Here is a 19289-nt window from a genome sequence, read left to right as displayed (position 1 = left end):
CCCTGCGGGCGTCGTCGCGGCCTGTCGACGCCTAGGGAGTCTCATGGCACGCGTATCCCGCGCAGCACGCAACCGGCGGTACGTTCTGCCCGCCGCCGGCGGGGCGGTCGTCCTGGCCTTCGGCGGTCTCTACACCGCCGGGCTGACGACGGGGGACATCGCCGGGGGCACGCAGGTGCGGGGGGTCGACATCGGCGGGATGAGCAGGTCGGAGGCCCAGCAGGTCCTGGACCTGCAGCTCGGTCCGTCCTTCGCGGCACCGCTCACGTTGAAGATCGGCGACCGGGTCGAGAAGGCGGCTCCCGGCACCCTCGGCCTGTCCCTGGACACGGCCGCGACCGCCGAGCGTGCCGCGAGCACCTCGCTCGACCCCGGCACGGTGATCGGCAGGCTCTTCACCTCGCAGCACGAGGACGTCGAGCCGGTGATACGCGTGGACGAGCGCAAGAGCCGGGCCGCGATCGACCGAATCCGTACGACCGCGAAGCGTGACGTCCGCGACGGAGCGATAGCGTTCGAGGAGGGCCGGGCGATGGCCGTCGCCCCGGTCACCGGCACCTCCCTGATCACGGACCGGGCCCTGGACACCCTCCGGGACGGTTATGTGCGCGCGGCGAGCGCCCGGCCGATCGTCATGCCCGTGAAGCGGACACCGCCGCGGATAGGGCCCCGGGAGACCGAGCGGGCCATGACGGAGTTCGCGCAGCCCGCGATGTCCGGGCCTATCACGCTCACCCTCGCCGGGAAGTCCATCACCGTCGACCCGTCCACGCTGGGCCGGCATCTGACCATGAAGCCGGGGGCCGACAACCGCCTCACGCCGGCCCTCGACTCCAAGAGTCTGCTCGCCGACCCCGAGGTCTCGGGCCCGGTGCGCCAGGCCGCGCAGGGACCCCGGATCGCCGAGCTCGGGCTCGACGGCGACCGGGTGGTGGTGACCCGCGACAGCCGTGTCGGCCACGAGGTGACCGAGCAGGCGCTCGGCCAGGCGGTGCTGCCCCTGCTGACCCGCACGGGCACGGCCCGTACCGGTGAGATTCCCGCCAAGGCCGTCCAGCCCGAGTTCTCGAGCGCCTCGGTACAGCAGCTCGGCATCAAGGAGAAGGTCTCCTCCTTCACCGTCCAGTTCCCGGCGGCCCCCTACCGCATCACCAACATCTCCCGCGCCGTCGAACGCATCAACGGCTCGGTCGTGCTCCCCGGCCATGAGTGGAGCTTCAACCGGACCGTCGGTGAGCGCACCAAGGAGAACGGCTTCGTCGACGGCATCATGATCAACGACGGTCAGTATGTGAAGTCGCCCGGCGGGGGCGTCTCCGCCGTCGCCACCACCATGTTCAACGCCCTGTTCTTCGCCGGCGTCAAGCCGGTGGAGTACGGCGCACACTCGTTCTACATCGAGCGCTATCCCGAGGGCCGCGAAGCCACGGTGGCCTGGGGCACCCTCGATCTGCGCTGGCTGAACGACTCCGGCCACGCGCTGTACGTCCGCGCCGAGTCCACCGACACCTCGGTGACCATCAGCTTCCTCGGTACGAAGAAGTACGACGAGATACGCGCGACGAAGGGGCCGCGGACCCACATCAAGGCGCCGGGCACGCGCACCGGCACCGGCCCCGAGTGCGAGGTCCAGACCCCGCTCGAAGGGTTCGACGTCGCCGTGGACCGGATCTTCGTCCAAGGCGGCCGAGAGGTCGGCCGGGAGAACTTCAAGACCCACTACACACCGCGCGACAAGGTCACGTGCACCCCGAAGGAAGCGGCATCCCCCGCACCGTCCGCGGACAAGCCGAAGGCACCACCCGTACCCGTGGCGGGCGACGGCCCCGAGGGCAGCTGACCGGAGTCCCCGGCGTTCGCGTAGGCCTCCCGGGCGCCGCAACGCGGTTGCAACGTACGACTCCCTAGGTTCGGCGCCGGAACGCCGTCCAACGGCGGACGGCGGCAACTCCGGGAGGCCTCCGAGATGACTCGTTACGCCGCGCCTGGCACGGAGGGCGCACTCGTCACGTACGCGTCCCGTTACGACCACTGGATCGGCGGCGAGTACGTCCCGCCGGCCCGCGGCCAGTACTTCGAGAACCCGAGCCCGGTCAACGGGCAGCCGTTCACCGACATCGCCCGCGGCACCGCCGAGGACGTCGAACGCGCCCTGGACGCGGCGCACGCGGCCGCGCCCGCCTGGGGCCGTACCGCTCCCGACGCCCGCGCGAACATCCTGCTGCGGATCGCCGACCGGATGGAGTCGCATCTGGAGGAACTCGCGGTCGCGGAGAGCTGGGAGAACGGCAAGCCGGTACGGGAGACACTCGCTGCCGACATCCCGCTGGCCATCGACCACTTCCGCTACTTCGCGGGAGTGCTGCGCGCCCAGGAGGGCTCGCTCAGCGAACTCGACGACAACACGGTCGCGTACCACTTCCATGAGCCGCTCGGCGTCGTGGCGCAGATCATCCCGTGGAACTTCCCGATCCTGATGGCGGTCTGGAAGCTCGCCCCGGCGCTGGCCGCAGGCAACGCGGTGGTCCTGAAGCCCGCCGAACAGACGCCGGCGTCCATCCACTTCTGGATGAGCCTCGTCGCCGATCTGCTGCCGCCGGGCGTCGTGAACATCGTCGACGGCTTCGGCGTGGAGGCGGGCAAGCCACTCGCGTCCAGTCCCCGGGTGGCCAAGGTCGCGTTCACCGGTGAGACCACGACGGGGCGGCTGATCATGCAGTACGCCTCGGAGAACATCAAGCCCGTCACACTGGAGCTGGGCGGCAAGTCGCCGAACATCTTCTTCGACGACATCTGGTCGGCCGACGACGAACTGCGCGACAAGGCGCTCGAGGGCTTCACCATGTTCGCCCTGAACCAGGGCGAGGTGTGCACCTGCCCGTCGCGGGCCCTGATCCAGCGCGGCCACTACAGCGAGTTCCTGGACGCGGGCATCGCCCGTACCGAGGCCATCGTGCCGGGCCACCCGCTGGACACCGACACGATGATCGGCGCCCAGGCCTCCAACGACCAGCTCCAGAAGATCCTTTCGTATCTGGACATCGGCCAGCAGGAGGGCGCCAAGATCCTGACGGGCGGTCAGCGGATCGAGTACGACGGCGAACTGGCGGGTGGCTACTACGTCCAGCCCACGATCTTCGAGGGCGACAACCGCATGCGCATCTTCCAGGAGGAGATCTTCGGCCCGGTCGTGGCGGTCACGTCCTTCGCCGACTTCGACGACGCCATCAAGACGGCGAACGACACCCTCTACGGGCTCGGCGCCGGCGTATGGACCCGCGACATCAACCAGGCGTACCGCGCCGGCCGCGCGATCCAGGCGGGCCGGGTCTGGACGAACTGCTACCACGCCTACCCGGCGCACGCCGCCTTCGGCGGCTACAAGCAGTCCGGTATCGGCCGTGAGACGCACAAGATGATGCTGGACCACTACCAGCAGACGAAGAATCTGCTGGTGTCGTACTCGCCGAAGAAGCTGGGCTTCTTCTAGGCGCAGAAGAAGGGCGCCTGACCAGGCAAGATGCCCGTCAGGCGCCCTTCGCAGCGCACGGCTAAGCGGTAAGTCGAGATGCGCCCTTACTCCCGATATCACCCACTGGTATCCCAGCTCTGACCAGCAGTTCCGGGGCATTTCCGGGCCAAGGTCCCGCTAAGTCGCCCTCCGTGTCGCCCATCGGCGCCTCCCAACGCTGCATGGACTCCTCGATCAGCCGGTTCGCATGATTCCGCGCTTCGGCCAGGAACTTGGCGTAGTAGCGGAAGGGGACCTGGATGCTTTGTCCGGCTCGGCGCGCGCACTCGGCGGGGTCGACTTCGGAGGCCAACCAGAACGAGATGCCGGCGTGGCGCAGGTCGTAGGGGCGCTTCGCCAGCTCAAGGGCGTGCTCGTCGAGGGCGAGAGCGGCCTCACGCGCTCGCCCTCAGGTAATGCCGCACGCCGAGGCATCGATGTAGTTCCCCGCTGCGTTGCGGAAGAGACGTCCGTCGGGTGCCACTCCAAAGGTTCGTATGTGCTCGCGCAACATGCGGACGAGCACTGGTGGGATAGGAACCGGTCGCGTCGCCTTGGCTGCTCGCCGCTTCAGGCGCGAGTGGCGCTGCAGCCAGTCCAATGCGGCCTGCCACTCCTCCCGGGCATCCGCGTTCCAGGCATTCTTGTTGAAGGCCCACGAGTACAGCGCGCGTCTCAGTACGCGAGGCGCCCGGTACGCGGCCCCTGGCTCAACGAAGGCCGGAGTGATAGTCGCCAAGGCGTCTGCAAGGGTGCGGCGCGTATTTCCTGGGGTTCGGTCCCACCGTTGCTCGATGTACTCCCGGGCCGAACGTACCAAGTGGTCCGCTGCTTCAAGGCCCGGATTTCGGAGGCCGGCAGACCTGACTGGGTGTCGAAAGGTTCGCCGTCACGGGCAGCGGTCATCAGCTTGGCGCGCCGACTCTCCGTGAGCCCTTTGGTGAGAAAGGACTCGGACTTCTCACGTCCACTAACCGTCCAACGGACCTCAAATCCCTTGCGCCGATCCGGCCGCTCGCGGATCTCCCAGAACCGGACCTTGTAACTCATCGCCATACAGGCGTATCCCTTTCACACGCCTCCCACCACGCATCCAGGTCGGCGCGGCGACAGCGCAATTCACCATTGGGCAGCTTGATCATTCGGGGTGCCTGACCGCGAGCGCGTAGGCGGTAGAAGGCCGATGGGCTCATCCGGATTTCCGCTAGAACCTCGGCGAGCTTGAGCGCAGGTGGACGAGCCATTGATGTTTCCTCGGGCATTTCGGATTTGTTAGCCGCCCAAGCGGCAGCGCGCGACTTGCACCCACTCCGCCACAGCTGATGGCGACGCGCCGTCAGTTGCGGGGCTACTGGGCGCCGACATGAAGGGCCATAGTGTCCGAACGGCTCCACCGCCAAGCACAGCCGCTGGGAACACCCTCAATGGTCGTCACGATCGCCGGTCTGGCTAACTAACGAGTTCGCCCACGGATACGGCAGGCGACGCTGCCGCTACCGAGGACAGGGAAAGGCCCACATCCAGCACGTCCTGACGGCCATCGCCGTCAACATCGAGCGCCTCAGCGGACTGCCACCAACCGAGGAAGCCCCCACGCCCCGCCGACCGACTGCCTTCCAGAACTACCTCGACCAGCGCGAAATATCCCGGCCGAAGTCCTGGCGAACCCTGGGCAGCTGACCTCGGCGGCTCCAAGATCCCCGACAGAGTCAAGTTAGCTTCAGCCGCCCTCTACTCAAGCGGCTTGCGCTGTCCACTCTCCCGTCTTTCGAAATCAGAGCCGTGACGGGCTCTGGGGAATCCCTGGGGAATCTCTGGGGAATCCCTCGGGAGAAGAGATCCTGGTGTTCTCCTCGCTCTGACCCCAACGAGCTCCTGAGCAGCGGCCGTTGGGGCTGCCGGCGGAGCCTGGGGAGAGTCCAGGGAGAATCGGCTCACCATTGATGGCGCCTGCGCCCATCACGTACGGCACATCAGTCTGCCGCGCGCTGTTCGCAGCGGCTCGTACGCCAGGGCGGCCGCCGGGCCCTTTCGATGAGGTTTCGAGCCCCACGGACGGGCGGCCGCTTATCGAGGGCAAGGGCCTCCGCGACCAGACGCGTGCGGTCGCTGGTGCCCAGCGCTCGGGCCGGCGGGCGCAGGGACAGGTCGGCCAGTCCGTGGCGGATCACCTGCAGCCCGCTTCGAGCCGGGCCGCGCGCGCCGGAAGGTTGACGCGCGTGTCGCCCGGTGTCCCACCGGCCCCCTCCTGTCAGTGCCCGCGTTGCGGCGAACCGGCGACCCGAGGCCCTGGTGTTACCCCGTCGACGACTCTTGTTGAAGCGCTTCAACGAGCTATGGACACCCCCGCGCCGTGAGGCTACTGTCGGATCACCCTCAACCCTTATTATCCGCAGCAGGGCCTTCGCGAAGTCCCTTCGAAGAACACACGTCGAAGCAGAGTCGAAGCGCTTCACATCACGCTTGGAGAGAGCTGGATGGTCACCCTCGCCGAGGTTGCCCAGCACGCCGGAGTCTCGGCCAGCACGGTGAGCTATGTCCTCAGCGGCAAGCGGTCCATCTCCGCGGACACCCGACAGCGCGTCGAGCGGAGCATCGCGGAGCTCGGCTACCATCCCAACGCAGGGGCCCGGGCCCTGGCCAGCAGCCGGTCGAACATCATCGCACTGATGATTCCGCTGCGCACCGACATGTATATGCCCGTGATGATGCAGATCGCCATCGCGGTGGCGACCACGGCCCGCGCGCACGGATACGACGTGCTGCTGCTCACCGGCGAGGAAGGACCCGAGGCAGTCCGACGCGTCACCGGCAGCGGGCTCGCCGAGGCAATGATCATGATGGACGTCGAACTCCACGACGAGCGGCTGCCGTTGCTGCGCAGCACCGACCAGCCGTCCGTGCTCATCGGGCTGCCCGCCGACACGTCCGGTCTCACCTGCGTCGACCTCGACTTCACCGCGACCGGTGCTCTGTGCGTCGAACACCTGGCCACGTTCGGCCACCGTGACATCGCTGTCGTCGGCGAAGCCCCCGCGGTGTACGAGCGGCACACGGGCTTCGCGGAGCGCACCCTGGACGGCGTGCGCTCCCGCTCCCGCGAGCTCGGGGTGCGTGTGCTGCACCGGCCCTGCGAGGGCGGCTACGACGCGATGTCCGTGACCCTGGCCCGGATCTTCGACGAGCGCCCGGTAACCACGGGGTTCGTCGTGCAGAACGAGTCCGCGGTCGAGCCGCTGCTCGCGCTGCTGCGTCAGCAGGGCCGAGCGGTCCCCGAGGACGTGTCGGTGGTCGCGATCTGCCCGGACGAGCTCGCCACACAGGCCTCGCTACGCCTCACCTCGGTCGCCATCCCAGCCCAGGAGATGGGCCGGCGCGCCGTGGAACTCCTGGTCGCCAAGCTCAAGGGCTGTGGCACGGACGAGGTTGTGCTGCTCCCGCCGGAACTGACCGTGCGGGCCAGTTCCGGCCCGGCCCGGGCGGGCGAGAGCTGAGCCGCGGTGCTCCGCCCTGCGCAGGGCCGTACGCCGGCCCGGCGCCCCCTGCCCCACCCCGGGCACCCGGGCGCCCTTGTCCCTCCCCGGGCACGGCTCCCGCCGGACCGGACCTGTCACCACGCCAGTCGATACACCACTCCTTCAGGAGCACCCGCGTGAATCTGCCTGCCGTGAACCAGTCGGGCGCGAACCAGCCCGGAGAGGAGTCCCCCAGCCTGGCCCAGTCGTCGCCCACCCTTGGCACATTCCACGAACGCGACAGCGCGCTGGAGTGGACCGGCCGCCAGGAGATCGTACGCATCGAGCCCTGGGGCCCGGACGCGGTCCGTGTACGGGCCCGGCTCGGCGGCCCGGTCCTCTAGGGACTGCCCGGCGCGCTCCTCGACGACCCGCAGACCGCCCCCGCCTCGACGGTCAAGATCGAGGAAGTCCAGGGGCAGTTGACCGTAGGCGCGATCACCGTCCTGGTCAGTTCGGAGGGCCTGATCCGGTTCGTCCGCACCGACGACGGCACTGAACTGCTCACCGAGGAACGGGCCCACGTCTGGTGGCCGGGCCCGTGTCTGTACACGCCGACCGGCAACGGCCACCACCGCCTGGAGCAGCGCTTCTGTGCGTACGAGGGCGAGAAGCTCTACGGCCTCGGCCAGCACCAGCACGGGCGGCTGGACCAGAAGGGCACCGTCCTGGACCTGGTGCAGCGCAACGCCGAGGTGCCCATTCCGGTCGGAGCACCAGATCGGGCTCGTGCGGGATGCGGTGGCGCCTGCCGGGGTGGATGGACGAGTGGGTGGCGCTGGGGATGCGGGTGCCGGATTGCCGCGCACGCCCGCGGGCTGCTGATCCGGTGTTCTCGTAGGTTCCAGTAGTCGCGGTGGTCCTCGTCGCGCCAGCGGTCGTCGTCGGCCCAGGGGGTGCGAGCTGCTGTTGGTTCTGCGGGTCCGGGCCGGCCCCCGAGGTGCGGAACCGGCCCGGACGGCCGGTCAGCTGCTGCTGACCGTCAGGTTGTCGGTGCGGAAGTCCATACCGCCGGACGAGGAGGTGATCTCGTAGCCGAACTGCACGTCACCGATGGTCTCGTCGCCCATCCAGTGCTTGGTGTCCTTGATCCACCTCAGGACGGGGAGGATGTCGACGCTGCCGGAGCTGGAGTTGGACGTGCGCAGGAACGAGAAGACCTCGTTGGCGCCGTTGTTGCCCTTGTAGACGTTCCAGGTGTGGCCGCCGAGGGTGACGTTGGCCTGCCAGGTGCCGAGCGGGCCGACCGCCCCGGTGTAGTTCACCCAGAGCATGATCTCGTAGTCGTGGTCGGTGTCCCAGATGTCGTACGACGTGTTGTACGCGCCGGACCACGGGACGGTGACGTTGTAGTTGCTGGTGAGCGAGCGCAGCGAGGTGATCGACTTGTTGATCACCTTCTTGGAGTTGGGGTAGGACTTGATGCCGCCGGTGTTGGGGTGGTTGGCCCAGACGCCCCAGTTGGTACCGGAGTTGGCCCAGATGGTCTGGGCGCCGGCGCCGGAGCCCCAGATGTTGTTGTAGAGCGTGTAGCCGCCCAGGTTGGTGTTGCCCCACTGGTCCGAGGAGTACCAGACGGCGGCGTGGGCGGGTGCGGAGGCCAGGCCGATGGTGGCGCCGAGCGCGAGGGCCGGGGCCAGCAGGGCCTTGGTGACCTTGCCGAGCGTGCGTATTGCCATGGTGTCCCTTCCATGAGTGGGGGGAATTGCGCGGATTACCGCGCCTCCAGAGGGAGGACGCGGTCTTCTCCGGCGACGAGGTCGAGCGGCCGGGTGCCGGAGAAGGTCCGGAGGTCGACGCGGAGGGTGCGGCTCGGTCTCAGCACGGCGGTGGCACTGTCGGGCGTCCAGCTGAGGTCGAGCTCGGCCCCGAACCGGGTGCGCACCCCGCGGAGTTCGCCTGTGGGGAGGGCGGCCGACAGCGCGGGGAGGAGGACGAGGCGGTCGGGCGTCGACTGGACGAGCATCTCGACCAGTACGGCCGGCAGAGCGTGGGCGGCGTCGGCGTTGTAGACGTCGCGCTTCGGGTAGTGCGCGCTCATCAAGGAGGCGTGGAAGAAGTCGCCGTTCAGGACATGCGTGAGCGCCCACGCCACCCGCTCGCCGTCCCGGAGCCGGGCCGCGATCAGGGCGTGGTGGAGGTGGCCGTGCGCGGAGTCGTTCTCGGCGCCGCGCAGCGCGAGGGCCCGGCGGGCCGCTTCGGCCAGGTCGGGGGTGTCGTACGGGTTGATCTCGTCGAGCGGCCAGACGCCGTAGAGGTGGCTGAGGTGGCGGTGGTCATAGCTGTCCTGCAGGCCCGGCCAGGCCCATTCGGCGAGGGCGCCGTCGGCGTTGACGCGGTGCGGTGGGAGGCGGTCGGCCAGGGCGCGCCAGCGGTCGGCGTGCTCCGGGTGGTGGTCGGCGGCCGTGCACAGGGCGTGCCGGGCCGCCGAGAGGTCCATGGCCGAGTTGATCGCGCCCCAGCTCGCGTTCGCGGGCCGGTTCTCCGGCGAGTAGGAGGGGACGACGACCAGGTGGCCGTCGGCGTCGCTCCGGGTGAGGAAGTCCTCGTAGAACAGGGCGACTTCGGCGAGCACGGCGGCGGTGCGCGGGTCGCGCTCACCGCGCGTCTCGTCGTGGTCGACGAGGGGTTTGAGCAGCCAGTCGGCGCCGGCGGTCCACAGATGCAGGGGGTATTCGCGGGAGAAGTGGTACGTGCACCCGGACTCGCCGTCGGTGTGGGTGGGCGCGACAACGCCGCGGGCCCCGAAGATCGCGCGGGCGTTGTCCCGCCAGTGCGGAAGCTGCCGGTGGATCAGGGCGGCGTGGGCCTCGGTGACCTCGGGGAGCGCGGCGGCAGCGGCGGACGCCGTCTGGAGGTTGAGGTTGGCGTTCGTGGTGAACGCGCCGGACCACGCGGTGTTCCAGTCGCCGGTCCACAGGCCGGTCAGGCGGGGCGGGAGCAGACCGGAGGCGGACAGGAGGTGGTAGCGGCCGGCAGCGAAAAGGCGTTCGAGGAGGGCCGGGCTCTGGGGGCGTCGGAGCAGCTCGGAGCCGGGGAGGGCGCGATCGGCCCGGTCGGCGGCGAGGTCGAGGGTGACGCGCTGGTAAGCGGTGCGGTGCAGGGACAGGTGGCGGTCGAGGAGGTCGTCGTACCCGGCGAGCAGATCGCGCAGGGCGCGGCCCTCCGTGACGACGTCCAGCTCACCGGTGTGCCGGAGCACCCGGGTCAGCAGCAGGACGGCTTGGGCGCCCTCGATGTGCACGCCGGGGGGCTCGAGCGTCGTTCTGCCGCCCGTGACGGCGACCAGGGTGAGGCCGGTGTAGGCGCGGTCGCTGTCCGGGTAGCGGGCGCGCAGGCTGAGCAGTGCGCCCTCGGGCACGAGGACGGTTCCATGGCCGACGCCCAGCGCGGCGGGGGCGCCGGGGAGCCGGTGGTCCAGGGAGACGTCGAGGGTGCGGGCCGGGGCGGTGACGTGCTGCACGATCACGTCGTCGGCGCGGGAGACGAAGACGCGGCTGCTGAATTCGCCGCGGGCCGCCCGCACGACGCCGGTGGCGAAGTCGACGTCGCGCCGGTAGCCGTGTCCGTCGCCGGACGGCCGTCGCAGCCGCACCTGGAAGGCGGGGTGGAACGGCTGCACCCACTGGAGCGGGCGGCCGTCGGTGAAGCCGTCGGCGGCGGTCGGGTCGCCGCCGAGCAAGCGGTCCTGGAGGGCGGGGAGTTCTGCGGCGAGCTGCGGTGGCCGGGCGTGTTCGGTGCCGTTGGGGCGGACGAGGCTGTGGTGAGTGACGATGACACGGTCGTCGTCCGGATCGCCGAACACAAGGGCGCCGTGGTGGCCGTTGCCGGTCAGGAAGGCGTCCTCCCAGCGGGCGGCGGGTGCGGGCTCCCAGGTCCCGTGGACCGGCCCGGTCATGGTGCGGCCTCCAGTACGGCGACTCCGTAACGGCCCAGCTGCACGCCGTCGGTGACGTCCGCGCCCGTCAGCAAGTCGCGGTGGCGGCCGGGTACCGGGACGGTGACGGCGTCGCGCCCATGGTTGAGCAGGAACAGCAGCCCTCCCCGGCGTACGGCCTCCACGCGCGCCGGGAGTCCGGTGAGGGTCGGTCCTGCGCCCGCGTCGGCAGCGATGCCGGCGAGCAGCGTGCGCAGGGCGTGCGGCTCGGGGAGGGTGGAGACGTACCAGGCGCGGCCGTTGCGCAGGACGGCGGGGAGACCGTCGAGTTCACCGCCCTTGTAGGGGGTCGTCTCCGTGATGCCGTCCGCGGCCTCGATCTCCTCGGACCACAGGGTGCCGTGGAAGCCCTCGATGTCGACCGTCTCGCCCGCGTCCAGCGGCCACCACTCGTGCAGGACACGGATCCCGAACAGCTCACGCAGCCGGGCGTCCATGCCGCCGGGGCGTACGCGGTCGTCCTCGTCGGCGATGCCGGTCTGGAAGCCGGCGACGAGGGTTCCGCCGTTCTCGACGTAGGAGGTCAGGTTGTCGATCGCCGCGTCCGTCATCACGTACAGCTGCGGCACGACGACCATCTTGTACGCCGACAGGTCGTGCTCGGGGTGCGCGAAGTCGGCGGTGGTGTGCGCCTCCCACAGGGCGCGGTGCCAGGCGCGGACGATCTGCGGGTAGTCGACTTCGCAGGACAGCCGCCCGTCCTGCTGGCTCGCCCACCAGGCGTTCCAGTCGAGGAGTACGGCGACTTCGAGGGCGTCCACCTTCGTGCCCGGCACCTTCTCGCCCAACAGGGCGAGTTCGGCGCCGATCCGCTTGACCTCCTGAAAGGTACGGCCGTGCTCCCCCGCATGACTGACCATGCCGGAGTGGAACTTCTCCGAGCCCTGCCGGGACTGCCGCCACTGGAAGTAGCAGACGGCGTCGGCGCCGCGCGCCACTGCCTGCAGGGACCAGAGCCGGTTGAGGCCGGCGGGCCGGGGACGGTTGACCCCGCGCCAGTTGACCGACCCGGCCGCCTGCTCCATGAGCATCCAGGGGCCGCCGCGGGCTTGCGAGCGGGTCATGTCGTGGACCAGCGCCCCGTACTGACCGCCGAAGGGGTCGTGCGGGTCCGGGTAGCTGTCGACCGAGACCACGTCCTCCTGCTCGGCCCAGGTCCAGGCGTCCTGGCCCTGCCAGAACGGCATGAAGTTGGTCGTCACCGGGATGTGCGGGGTGTACCGGGCGACGATGTCGCGTTCGGCGAGGTAGCACTCCAGGAGCATGTCGGAGGTGAACCGCTTGAAGTCCAGGACCTGAGTGGGGTTCTTCATGTAGTGCGCGCGGCGCGGCGGCAGGATTTCGTGCCAGTCGCCGTAGCCCTGGCTCCAGAAGGCGGTTCCCCAGGCCTCGTTGAGGGCGTCGAGCGCGCCGTACTTGTCCTGGAGCCAGCGGCGGAAGGCGCCCGCGGACTCGTCGCCCCAGTCGTAGGTGCAGTACTCGTTGTTGATGTGCCACATGGTGAGGGCGGGGTGGCCTGCGTAGCGGGCGGCGAGGTCCTCGGCGATGGCGGCGGCGTAGCGCCGGTAGGTTGCGCTGGAGTGCGAGAAGTGCTGACGGGAGCCCCACCACTCGGTGCGGCCGTCCTCGTCCCGCGGGAGGGTGTCGGGGTGGAGACGGCCCATCCACGGGGGTGGCGAGGCGGTGGGGGTGGCGAGGACGACGCCGATGCCGTGGGCGTGCATCAGGTCCATGAGCCGGTCGAGCCAGCCGAATTCCCGTGCCCCAGGGCGGGGTTCGAGCTTCGCCCAGGCGAACACGCCGAGGGTGACGGAGTTGACGCCGGCGTCCTTCATGAGGCGGACGTCCTCGTGCCAGGTCTCCTCGGGCCACTGCTCGGGGTTGTAGTCGCCGCCGAAGAGGAGACGGCCGCGGGCGGCGTCGGCGAGGGAGGGCGTGTCGGTCGCGGCCATCAGATGAGCTCCCCGTACTGGATCCCGCGCCCGTTGGTGGCCAGGTACACCCGCCCGTACACGCGCGGGTCGCCGATGATGACCTCGCCGGTCCAGCCCCACTGGTGGGCGTCGTCGTTGATCCGCACCCAGGTCCTGGCCTCGTCGTCGGAGCGGTACACGGCGGTGATGTTCTCGGTGGCGCCGACCTGGTAGATCGCCGGGTAGTGGGCGCCGTTCGCGGCCTTGCCGAAGCCGAGGGTGTACGAGGCCCAGCAACTGTCGACCTTGGTGAAGGTGGTGCCGCCGTCGGTGGACCGGTGGAGCCCGTTCCACTTGGTGCTCAGCCATAGGTCGCCGGACCGCCCCGGCGTCGCGACCAGCTTGAACTGGCTGTCGCCGGAGGGCAGACCGGTCGTACGGGCCGTGAAGGAAACGCCACTGTCAGTGCTGGCGTACAGCGTTCCCGTGTCGGAGTCGTACGCGTAGAAGAGCGCCGGGTCGCCCGGGTCGGCGACCGGAGTGGCGCCCTTCGGGAAGGAGGAGACCTCGGACCAGGTCGCGCCGTTGTCGGCGGAGCGATGCGCGGCGTACTTCGTGCCGTCCCAGTGCACGAAGGACCACAGCAGCACGCTGCCGTCGGCGTTGGTGGCGACCGGCCCCGGTGCGCTCTTGGCGATGTCGGGCTGGGCCTTGAAGGGCGCCCAGGTCTGCCCGCCGTCGTTCGAGTAGGCACCGTTGCCGTGATCGCCCCAGCCGGTGCGCACGACGTACGCCGGCCTACCCGCGGCCTGCGCGAGTCCCGTCGCCGACCCGAACACGGGGTTCGCTGCCATCCCGCGCGACGGAGACGCCGTGAGCCGCTCGTGGTACATCACGCCGATGTCCCGCAAACCGCTGAGCAGGTGCGCCTCCCCGACCGGGGGCGAGACCAGCTGGACCACGGACGCCTCCTCCAGGCCGCGGATCTGCGGGGCCCAGTTCTTCAGGTCCCGCGTGCCGTAGAGGGTGGCGCCGGTCCCGTAGACGATGTGCTTCGAGTCGTACGGGTCTACGGCGAGCGCCTGGATCCACCAGCCGAACTTGGGCTGGTCCGCACCCCACTTGAGGAATGGAGTCTCGGACACGTCAAGGACAGCGGAGTCCTTGAGGGAGGTCCAGGTGCGCCCGCCGTCTGTGGACCGGTAGAGCGTGTCGACGGCGGCCCACCGGTTGTTCGTGGACACGGCGACGGTGCCGGGGCAGCGGGCGTCGACGGCGACGCCGCCGTAGCCGAAGCTGTCGGTGGAGCCGTCGGGAGTGGTCCCGCCCGGCTTCACCGGCGTGACATCGGTCCACTTGCCGTTGCTGGTGGCCAACTTGTGCACGCTGCCGTCGGACTGGCCGTTGGGCCCGGGTGCATTGGCGTACGTCACATACAGCGCCCCGGTGCCACGGTCGTAGGCGGCGCGGATCGGGACCTTGGCGGAGGTGCCGGTGGGTTGACCGGGGACGGGGCGCCAGGTCTTGCCGTCGGTGGTGCGGTAGAGGTTGACGGAGCCTGTGGTGCCGTCGGCGTCACCCCAGCCGGCGTAGACGGCCCGCCCGGCGGCGACGAGGAGGGTGACGCCCTGTCCGGAGGGGCTGGGGTTCGCGGGGAATCCGGTGGCGGGCACCCAGGAGGCGCCCCGGTCGGTGGACTTGAGCAGTCCGTTGTGCCGGGTGCCGAGCCACAGCGTGTCACTGTCCCGCGGATCGACGAGCAGCCGCTCGCCGGTCCCCCGGCCGTCCTCGTTGGCGCCGAGCTTCACGGTGAGGTCGGTGCGGGTCCAGGTGGCGCCGCGGTCCTCGGAACGGAGGACGGCTCCGTTGCCGGCCCAGGGCTGGGAGTAGGTGCCGAGGGCGAGGTAGAGGCGGTCGGGGTACGCGGGGTCGACGGCCATCGCCTCCGCCCCGAGGAGGTTCCAGTCGTCCCAGCCGAGGTGATCGGTGAGCGGGGTCCAGCGCGCTGCGCCGTCGTCCCACCGGTAGGCACCCCCGATGTCCGTGCGCGCATAGGCGAGGCCGCGCACGGAGGGGTGGAAGAGGACGCCGGTGATGAATCCGGTGCCGCCGATGACGGCGTTGCGCCAGCGGTAGGCGGGCGCGGACGTGGCCGTGTGCTCCGCGGCTGCCGCGCGCCCCGGGAGGGACGGGACGGCAGCGAGCGCGGCGGTGGCGGTCCCGGCAAGGACGGCTCGTCTGCTCAGGCGGGACGTGCTCATGGCTTACCTCGACTTTGCGCGAGAGGGGACGTGGGAAACCAGAGGTACGGGGCTGTATCGATATGCGACTCCGCCGCGTGGGCGCGACCGGCCACGGACAACCCGCGGCCGGGAGCCGACCGCGGCTCCACGGGCTTCAGCCCTTGACGGCCCCCGTGAGCATGCCCTTCTTGAAGTGCCGCTGGACGAAGGGGGATGCGAACGCGACGGGGATCAGGGCAAGGACCACGACAGCCATCTGCAGCCCCAGAGCGGAGAGTTGACCGGTGCGGACCGCCTGCTGGAGGCCGGTCGGCGCCTCGGTGTTCTTCTGGACCAGTTGGATGAGCACGTTCTGCAGCGGCATCATCTGCTGGTCGGTGAGGTAGATCGAGGCGTTGAACCAGGCGCTCCAGTACCCGACCGCGTAGAACAGGGAGATGACGGCCAGCACCGCCCGCGACAGCGGCATGATGATAGTCAGCAGGATGCGCAGGTCGCCGGCCCCGTCGATGCGGGCGGACTCGGTGAGTTCGGGGGAGATCCCCATGAAGAAGGCCCGCAGGACGAGGATGTTGAAGACGCTGACCGCGCTGGGCAGGATCAGGGACAGATAGGTGTCGGTGAGGCCCAGCGACTGCACCAGAAGGTACGTCGGGATGAGGCCGGCCCCGAAGAACATGGTCGCCATCATGGTCATCAGCAGGAACCGGTGGCCCATACTGCCCGGCCGGGACAGGCCGTAGGCCGCGAGCACCGACACCGTCATCGAGAACAGTGTGCCGAAGAGCGTGACGCCGACCGAGACCGTGATCGCCCGGCTGACCTGGCCGCCGCTGAGCAGCTCCGTGTAGTTGACGAAGGTGATGCCCTGGGGGATCACGACGAGGCCGCCGACCCGGTCGATCACGGGTTTAGGAGAGAGGCTGGTGACGATCACGATCCACAGCGGACCGAGCACCCCCAGGCAGCAGAGCGCGAGGAGGCCGCCTTTCGCGGTGAGTCCGGTCTTGCTGGGCTGCTCCTCCCACACGGGGCGGGCGGGAGCCTTGAGGCTGCGGATGAGCTGCGTGTTGAGGCTCACTTCTGATACACCCCCTGCTCGCCGAGCAGGTGCGCGAACTTGTTCGCGCCCACGACGAGGCACACTCCGATGACTCCCTTGACGAGGCCGACCGCGGCCGCGTAGCTGAAGTCGCCGTTCTGGATACCCATGTTCCACACGTACGTGTCGAGGACCTCGCTGGCCCCCACGCCGACCGCGTCCCGCTGGAGCAGGAACTGCTCGAATCCGACGCTCAGCGCGTCGCCCACCCGCAGGACCAGCAGCAGCGCGATCACCGGACGTAGCGCGGGCAGCGTCACGTGCCACATGCGCCGCCGGCGCCCCGCACCGTCCATGGCGGCGGCCTCGTACAGATCGGTGCTCACCGCGGCCAGCGCGGCGAGGAAGACGATGATCCCCCAGCCGGCGTCCTTCCATACGGCCTGCGCGGTGACCAGGTACTTGAAGAGGCTCGCGTCGGTCATCAGGTCGAAGCCGCTCCACCCATGGTCCTCGAGGGTCTGCGCGATGATGCCCGCGCCGCCGAAGACCTGCTGGAACACGGTGACCACGAGGACCCACGAGAAGAAGTGCGGCAGATACATGATCGCCTGCGCCACGGCCCGGACCCGGGGCCGGATCACGCTGTTGATGAGCAGCGCGAGGGCGATGGGGATCGGGAAGAACAGCACCAGTTGGAGCAGGAACAGCACGATGGTGTTCTTCGCCGCGCTCCAGAACAGCGGGTCGTCGACCATCCGCGAGAACTGCTCCACCCCGACCCAGGGGCTGTGGAAGATCGCCGTGACACCGTTGCTGGAGACGTACGGGTCGTAGTCCTGGAAGGCGACGACGTTGCCGAGCAGCGGGACGTAGTTGAAGAGCAGGAGCAGGACGAGGACGGGCAATGTCATCAGGATGAGCGTGCGGTCGCGGCGCAGCCGGATCCGGTAGGAAACCTTGCCCGCCTTGTCCGCCTTGCCCGCCCTGCGCGGCACCCGCTCCTTCACCGCGGCTGTGGCGACCGCGGCCAACGGTTCCTCGACGGCCGCGGGGGAACGAGTCCCATCGGGCCTGCTCCCGGCCGTGAGAGACATCAGTTGCCGCTGCCGTTCTTGTCGAGAAGCTGCTTGTACCAGTCACGCAACTTGTCGCCGCCGGAGGACTTCCAGGTGGAGATGGCCGCCTGTACGTCGGACAGCTTCTTGTTGCCGCGCACGTAGTCGATCTCCAGCTGCTCGAACTGACTGGAGAGGTTGGCGTAGCGAGTCGGCTCGACGATGTTCATGCCGTACGTCGACGTCTTCTTCATGAAAGCACCCGTCCGCTGCTGCCACTCGACCTGCTTGCGGGCGATGTCGGGGAAGTCGGGGTGGGCGTAGTAGGCAGCCGGCGCGGCCAGCATCACCCAGGCGTTGATCACCTCGATGTTGCCCTGGTCGGTCTTGACCGGGACGCCGTCCTTGACCGTGTAGTGGGTGCCCTCGACGCCGTAGTCGACGAGCATCCGCTCCTTGGTGCCGTAGGGCGCGGCCGAGAAGTTGGCGGCGGCCAGCGCGTTCTCCACGGTCGTCTTCGAGGCGCCCTTGCGGATCATCGACCAGATGGTGGCGGGCTGGGAGGCGTACGGGGTCGGGTCGCCGCCGTCGGCGCCGAAGATGTCCATACCGTCGATCTCGAAGTCCGGGTTGGACTGGGCCTGTTCGGCGGTCTTGCCGTACCAGTGGGAGATGTCGTTGTTGAAGACCAGGATTTGCCCGGCGGTGAACCGCTGGCCCGCGTCGCCCGAGCGCGCCTTGTCGTCGGGATGGACCACGCCCGCGTCGAACAGCTTGCGGGTCCACTCCAGGGCCTCGAGGTACTCGGGCTGCTCGATGCGGTACGTCAGCTTGCCGTCGGCCCCGATGTTCCAGCCGAGCGTCCCGGAAGGGCGGACGCCGAAGATGCTGGCGGAGACCCAGGACATGTCGCCGCAGGCGTACACCTTGGCCTTGGCGCTGGTGGCCTCCTTGGCCCAGCTGAGGAACTCGTCCGCTGACTTGGGTACGGAGTAGCCTTTCTTGTCGAAGATGTCCTTGCGGTAGTAGGGCACGATGAAGTTCGCGGTGGCGGAGGGCATCGGTATGCCGCGCAGCGCGCCGCCGAAGATGCCCATGCGCCAGGCGTCGGAGGGGATCGCGGCCAGGTTCGGGTACTTCTTCACCTTGTCGCCGGCCAGGTAGGGGCCGAGGTCCATGAACTTCGCGGTGACCGCGTTCGAGACCTTGCCGACCAGTTCCCAGTTCGGCACGACCACCATGTCGGGTATGGAGCTGGAGGCGAGGACGGCGCCTAGCTTCTCGCCGTAGGTGTTGCCGTTCTGGTTCTGCCAGGTGATCTTGGTGCCCGCCACGGCGTCGAGTGCCGTGTAGTAGGCGCATCCGGGCTTCGGCGGGGAACCCCAGAACGGGGACATGACCTTGAGGGCGGCGCCGGTGCCGAGCTTGTCCGGGACCGAGGTGGAGAGGGCCGAGAGGTCGACCTTGCCGGTGTATCCGGCCGCCGAACCGTTCTTCGACGGAAGGTCCGGCTTGGCGACCGTGCTGGCGACGTACGTCGGGAGCAGCTTGTCCGCGGCCTTGCCCGACGTGGTCCCCTCGCGCGACCCGCTGTCCGAACCGACGCAGGCGGTCAGCAGCGGCATACCGCCGGCCACGGCCGTCGCAGCGACCGCCGTGGAGGCGAGGAAGGTTCTCCGGCTCGGGGCGGAGGAGGCGGAAGCGGCGTTCGGCGTCATTGCGTCAACCCTTCGTGGCGCACCAGAACACCCGGCGGTGGGGCCGTCGGCTGCGGTGTCTTGAGTGGAACTGGCTGAGCCGAAGCGGTTCTTCGGTCCTCGGGGGACTGCGCCGGGACAACAGCGCTGCCGGCGGCAGGTCCCTTAGTCGAAGCGCTTCGATGTTGCTGCGAGGTTAAGTGAACCAAGGGAGGCACACAAGAGTCGGTTTCCATATTCCTCATCCCTCCGGGGATCCGTGCCCGTCGCCCACACGTCCCTTTATCTGCCGAGTTGTTGCCGTGGCATGTCTTGACACTCACCACTCCACGACCAGAGCATCGAAGCGCTTCAACACAGCCGCCCTGGCCCG

General features: G+C 69.3%; 11 protein-coding genes and 2 pseudogenes. 5 read left to right on the top strand and 8 right to left on the bottom strand.

Features of this window, described 5'->3' with window-relative positions; translation table 11 throughout:
* The first annotated feature begins 43 nt into the window (after window positions 1-43).
* Both OG766_RS35170 and exaC read left to right on the top strand, forming a co-directional pair.
* Window positions 44-1840: a VanW family protein gene (locus OG766_RS35170; RefSeq protein WP_328727206.1), complete on the top strand. Its 1797-nt coding sequence runs from the start codon at window positions 44-46 to the stop codon at window positions 1838-1840.
* 126 nt (window positions 1841-1966) lie between these two features.
* Complete coding sequence (gene exaC, locus OG766_RS35165) at window positions 1967-3490, top strand: acetaldehyde dehydrogenase ExaC (protein WP_328727205.1); 1524 nt, start codon at window positions 1967-1969, stop codon at window positions 3488-3490.
* A gap of 1067 nt (window positions 3491-4557) precedes the next feature.
* On the opposite strand, the gene OG766_RS35160 is transcribed toward exaC, so the two are convergent.
* The gene (locus tag OG766_RS35160) at window positions 4558-4755 is read right to left on the bottom strand and encodes a helix-turn-helix transcriptional regulator (RefSeq protein WP_266389904.1); all 198 of its coding nucleotides are present in this window, start codon (window positions 4753-4755) and stop codon (window positions 4558-4560) included.
* 265 nt (window positions 4756-5020) lie between these two features.
* On the opposite strand from OG766_RS35160, the pseudogene OG766_RS36820 reads away from it, so the two are divergent.
* The 3 genes and pseudogenes from OG766_RS36820 to OG766_RS35150 all read left to right on the top strand — a co-directional run.
* A pseudogene (locus tag OG766_RS36820) lies at window positions 5021-5191 on the top strand (hypothetical protein); the annotation flags it as partial.
* Window positions 5192-5988: 797 nt separating this feature from the next.
* Window positions 5989-7005 (top strand): LacI family DNA-binding transcriptional regulator, encoded by a 1017-nt coding sequence (locus OG766_RS35155; RefSeq protein WP_266389310.1) that lies wholly within the window; start codon window positions 5989-5991, stop codon window positions 7003-7005.
* A 173-nt stretch (window positions 7006-7178) separates the two neighbouring features.
* Window positions 7179-7736 (top strand): annotated as a pseudogene (locus OG766_RS35150) (TIM-barrel domain-containing protein); the annotation flags it as partial.
* Between the two features lie 255 nt (window positions 7737-7991).
* Here OG766_RS35150 and OG766_RS35145 read toward each other — a convergent pair.
* The 7 genes from OG766_RS35145 to OG766_RS35115 form a co-directional block, all read right to left on the bottom strand.
* Complete coding sequence (locus OG766_RS35145; protein WP_266389307.1) at window positions 7992-8705, bottom strand: glycoside hydrolase family 12 protein; 714 nt, start codon at window positions 8703-8705, stop codon at window positions 7992-7994.
* Between the two features lie 35 nt (window positions 8706-8740).
* Window positions 8741-10924 carry a glycosyl hydrolase family 95 catalytic domain-containing protein gene (locus tag OG766_RS35140; RefSeq protein ID WP_328727204.1) on the bottom strand — a complete coding sequence of 728 codons (2184 nt, stop codon included), beginning with the start codon at window positions 10922-10924 and terminating at the stop codon, window positions 8741-8743.
* Window positions 10921-12915: a beta-galactosidase gene (locus tag OG766_RS35135; RefSeq protein ID WP_328727203.1), complete on the bottom strand. Its 1995-nt coding sequence runs from the start codon at window positions 12913-12915 to the stop codon at window positions 10921-10923. Before OG766_RS35135 ends, OG766_RS35140 begins: the two co-directional genes overlap by 4 nt.
* On the bottom strand, window positions 12915-15137 hold the full coding sequence (locus OG766_RS35130; protein ID WP_328727202.1) for a 1,4-beta-glucanase: 2223 nt from the start codon (window positions 15135-15137) through the stop codon (window positions 12915-12917). The genes OG766_RS35135 and OG766_RS35130 overlap by 1 nt, the downstream gene beginning before the upstream one ends.
* A 136-nt stretch (window positions 15138-15273) precedes the next feature.
* Window positions 15274-16200, bottom strand: a complete 927-nt coding sequence (locus OG766_RS35125; protein ID WP_266389295.1) for a carbohydrate ABC transporter permease — start codon at window positions 16198-16200, stop codon at window positions 15274-15276.
* A complete protein-coding gene (locus OG766_RS35120) occupies window positions 16197-17258 on the bottom strand; it encodes an ABC transporter permease (protein WP_266389292.1) in 1062 nt (353 codons plus the stop codon). Before OG766_RS35120 ends, OG766_RS35125 begins: the two co-directional genes overlap by 4 nt.
* Entirely contained in the window at window positions 17258-18937 is a 1680-nt protein-coding gene (locus OG766_RS35115) for an extracellular solute-binding protein (protein WP_328727201.1), read from the bottom strand. The genes OG766_RS35120 and OG766_RS35115 overlap by 1 nt, the downstream gene beginning before the upstream one ends.
* Between the last annotated feature and the right edge of the window lie 352 nt (window positions 18938-19289).

This window comes from Streptomyces sp. NBC_00259 (assembly GCF_036181745.1).
Taxonomy (GTDB): domain Bacteria; phylum Actinomycetota; class Actinomycetes; order Streptomycetales; family Streptomycetaceae; genus Streptomyces; species Streptomyces pratisoli.
This window is presented reverse-complemented; position numbering and strand designations above follow the sequence as displayed.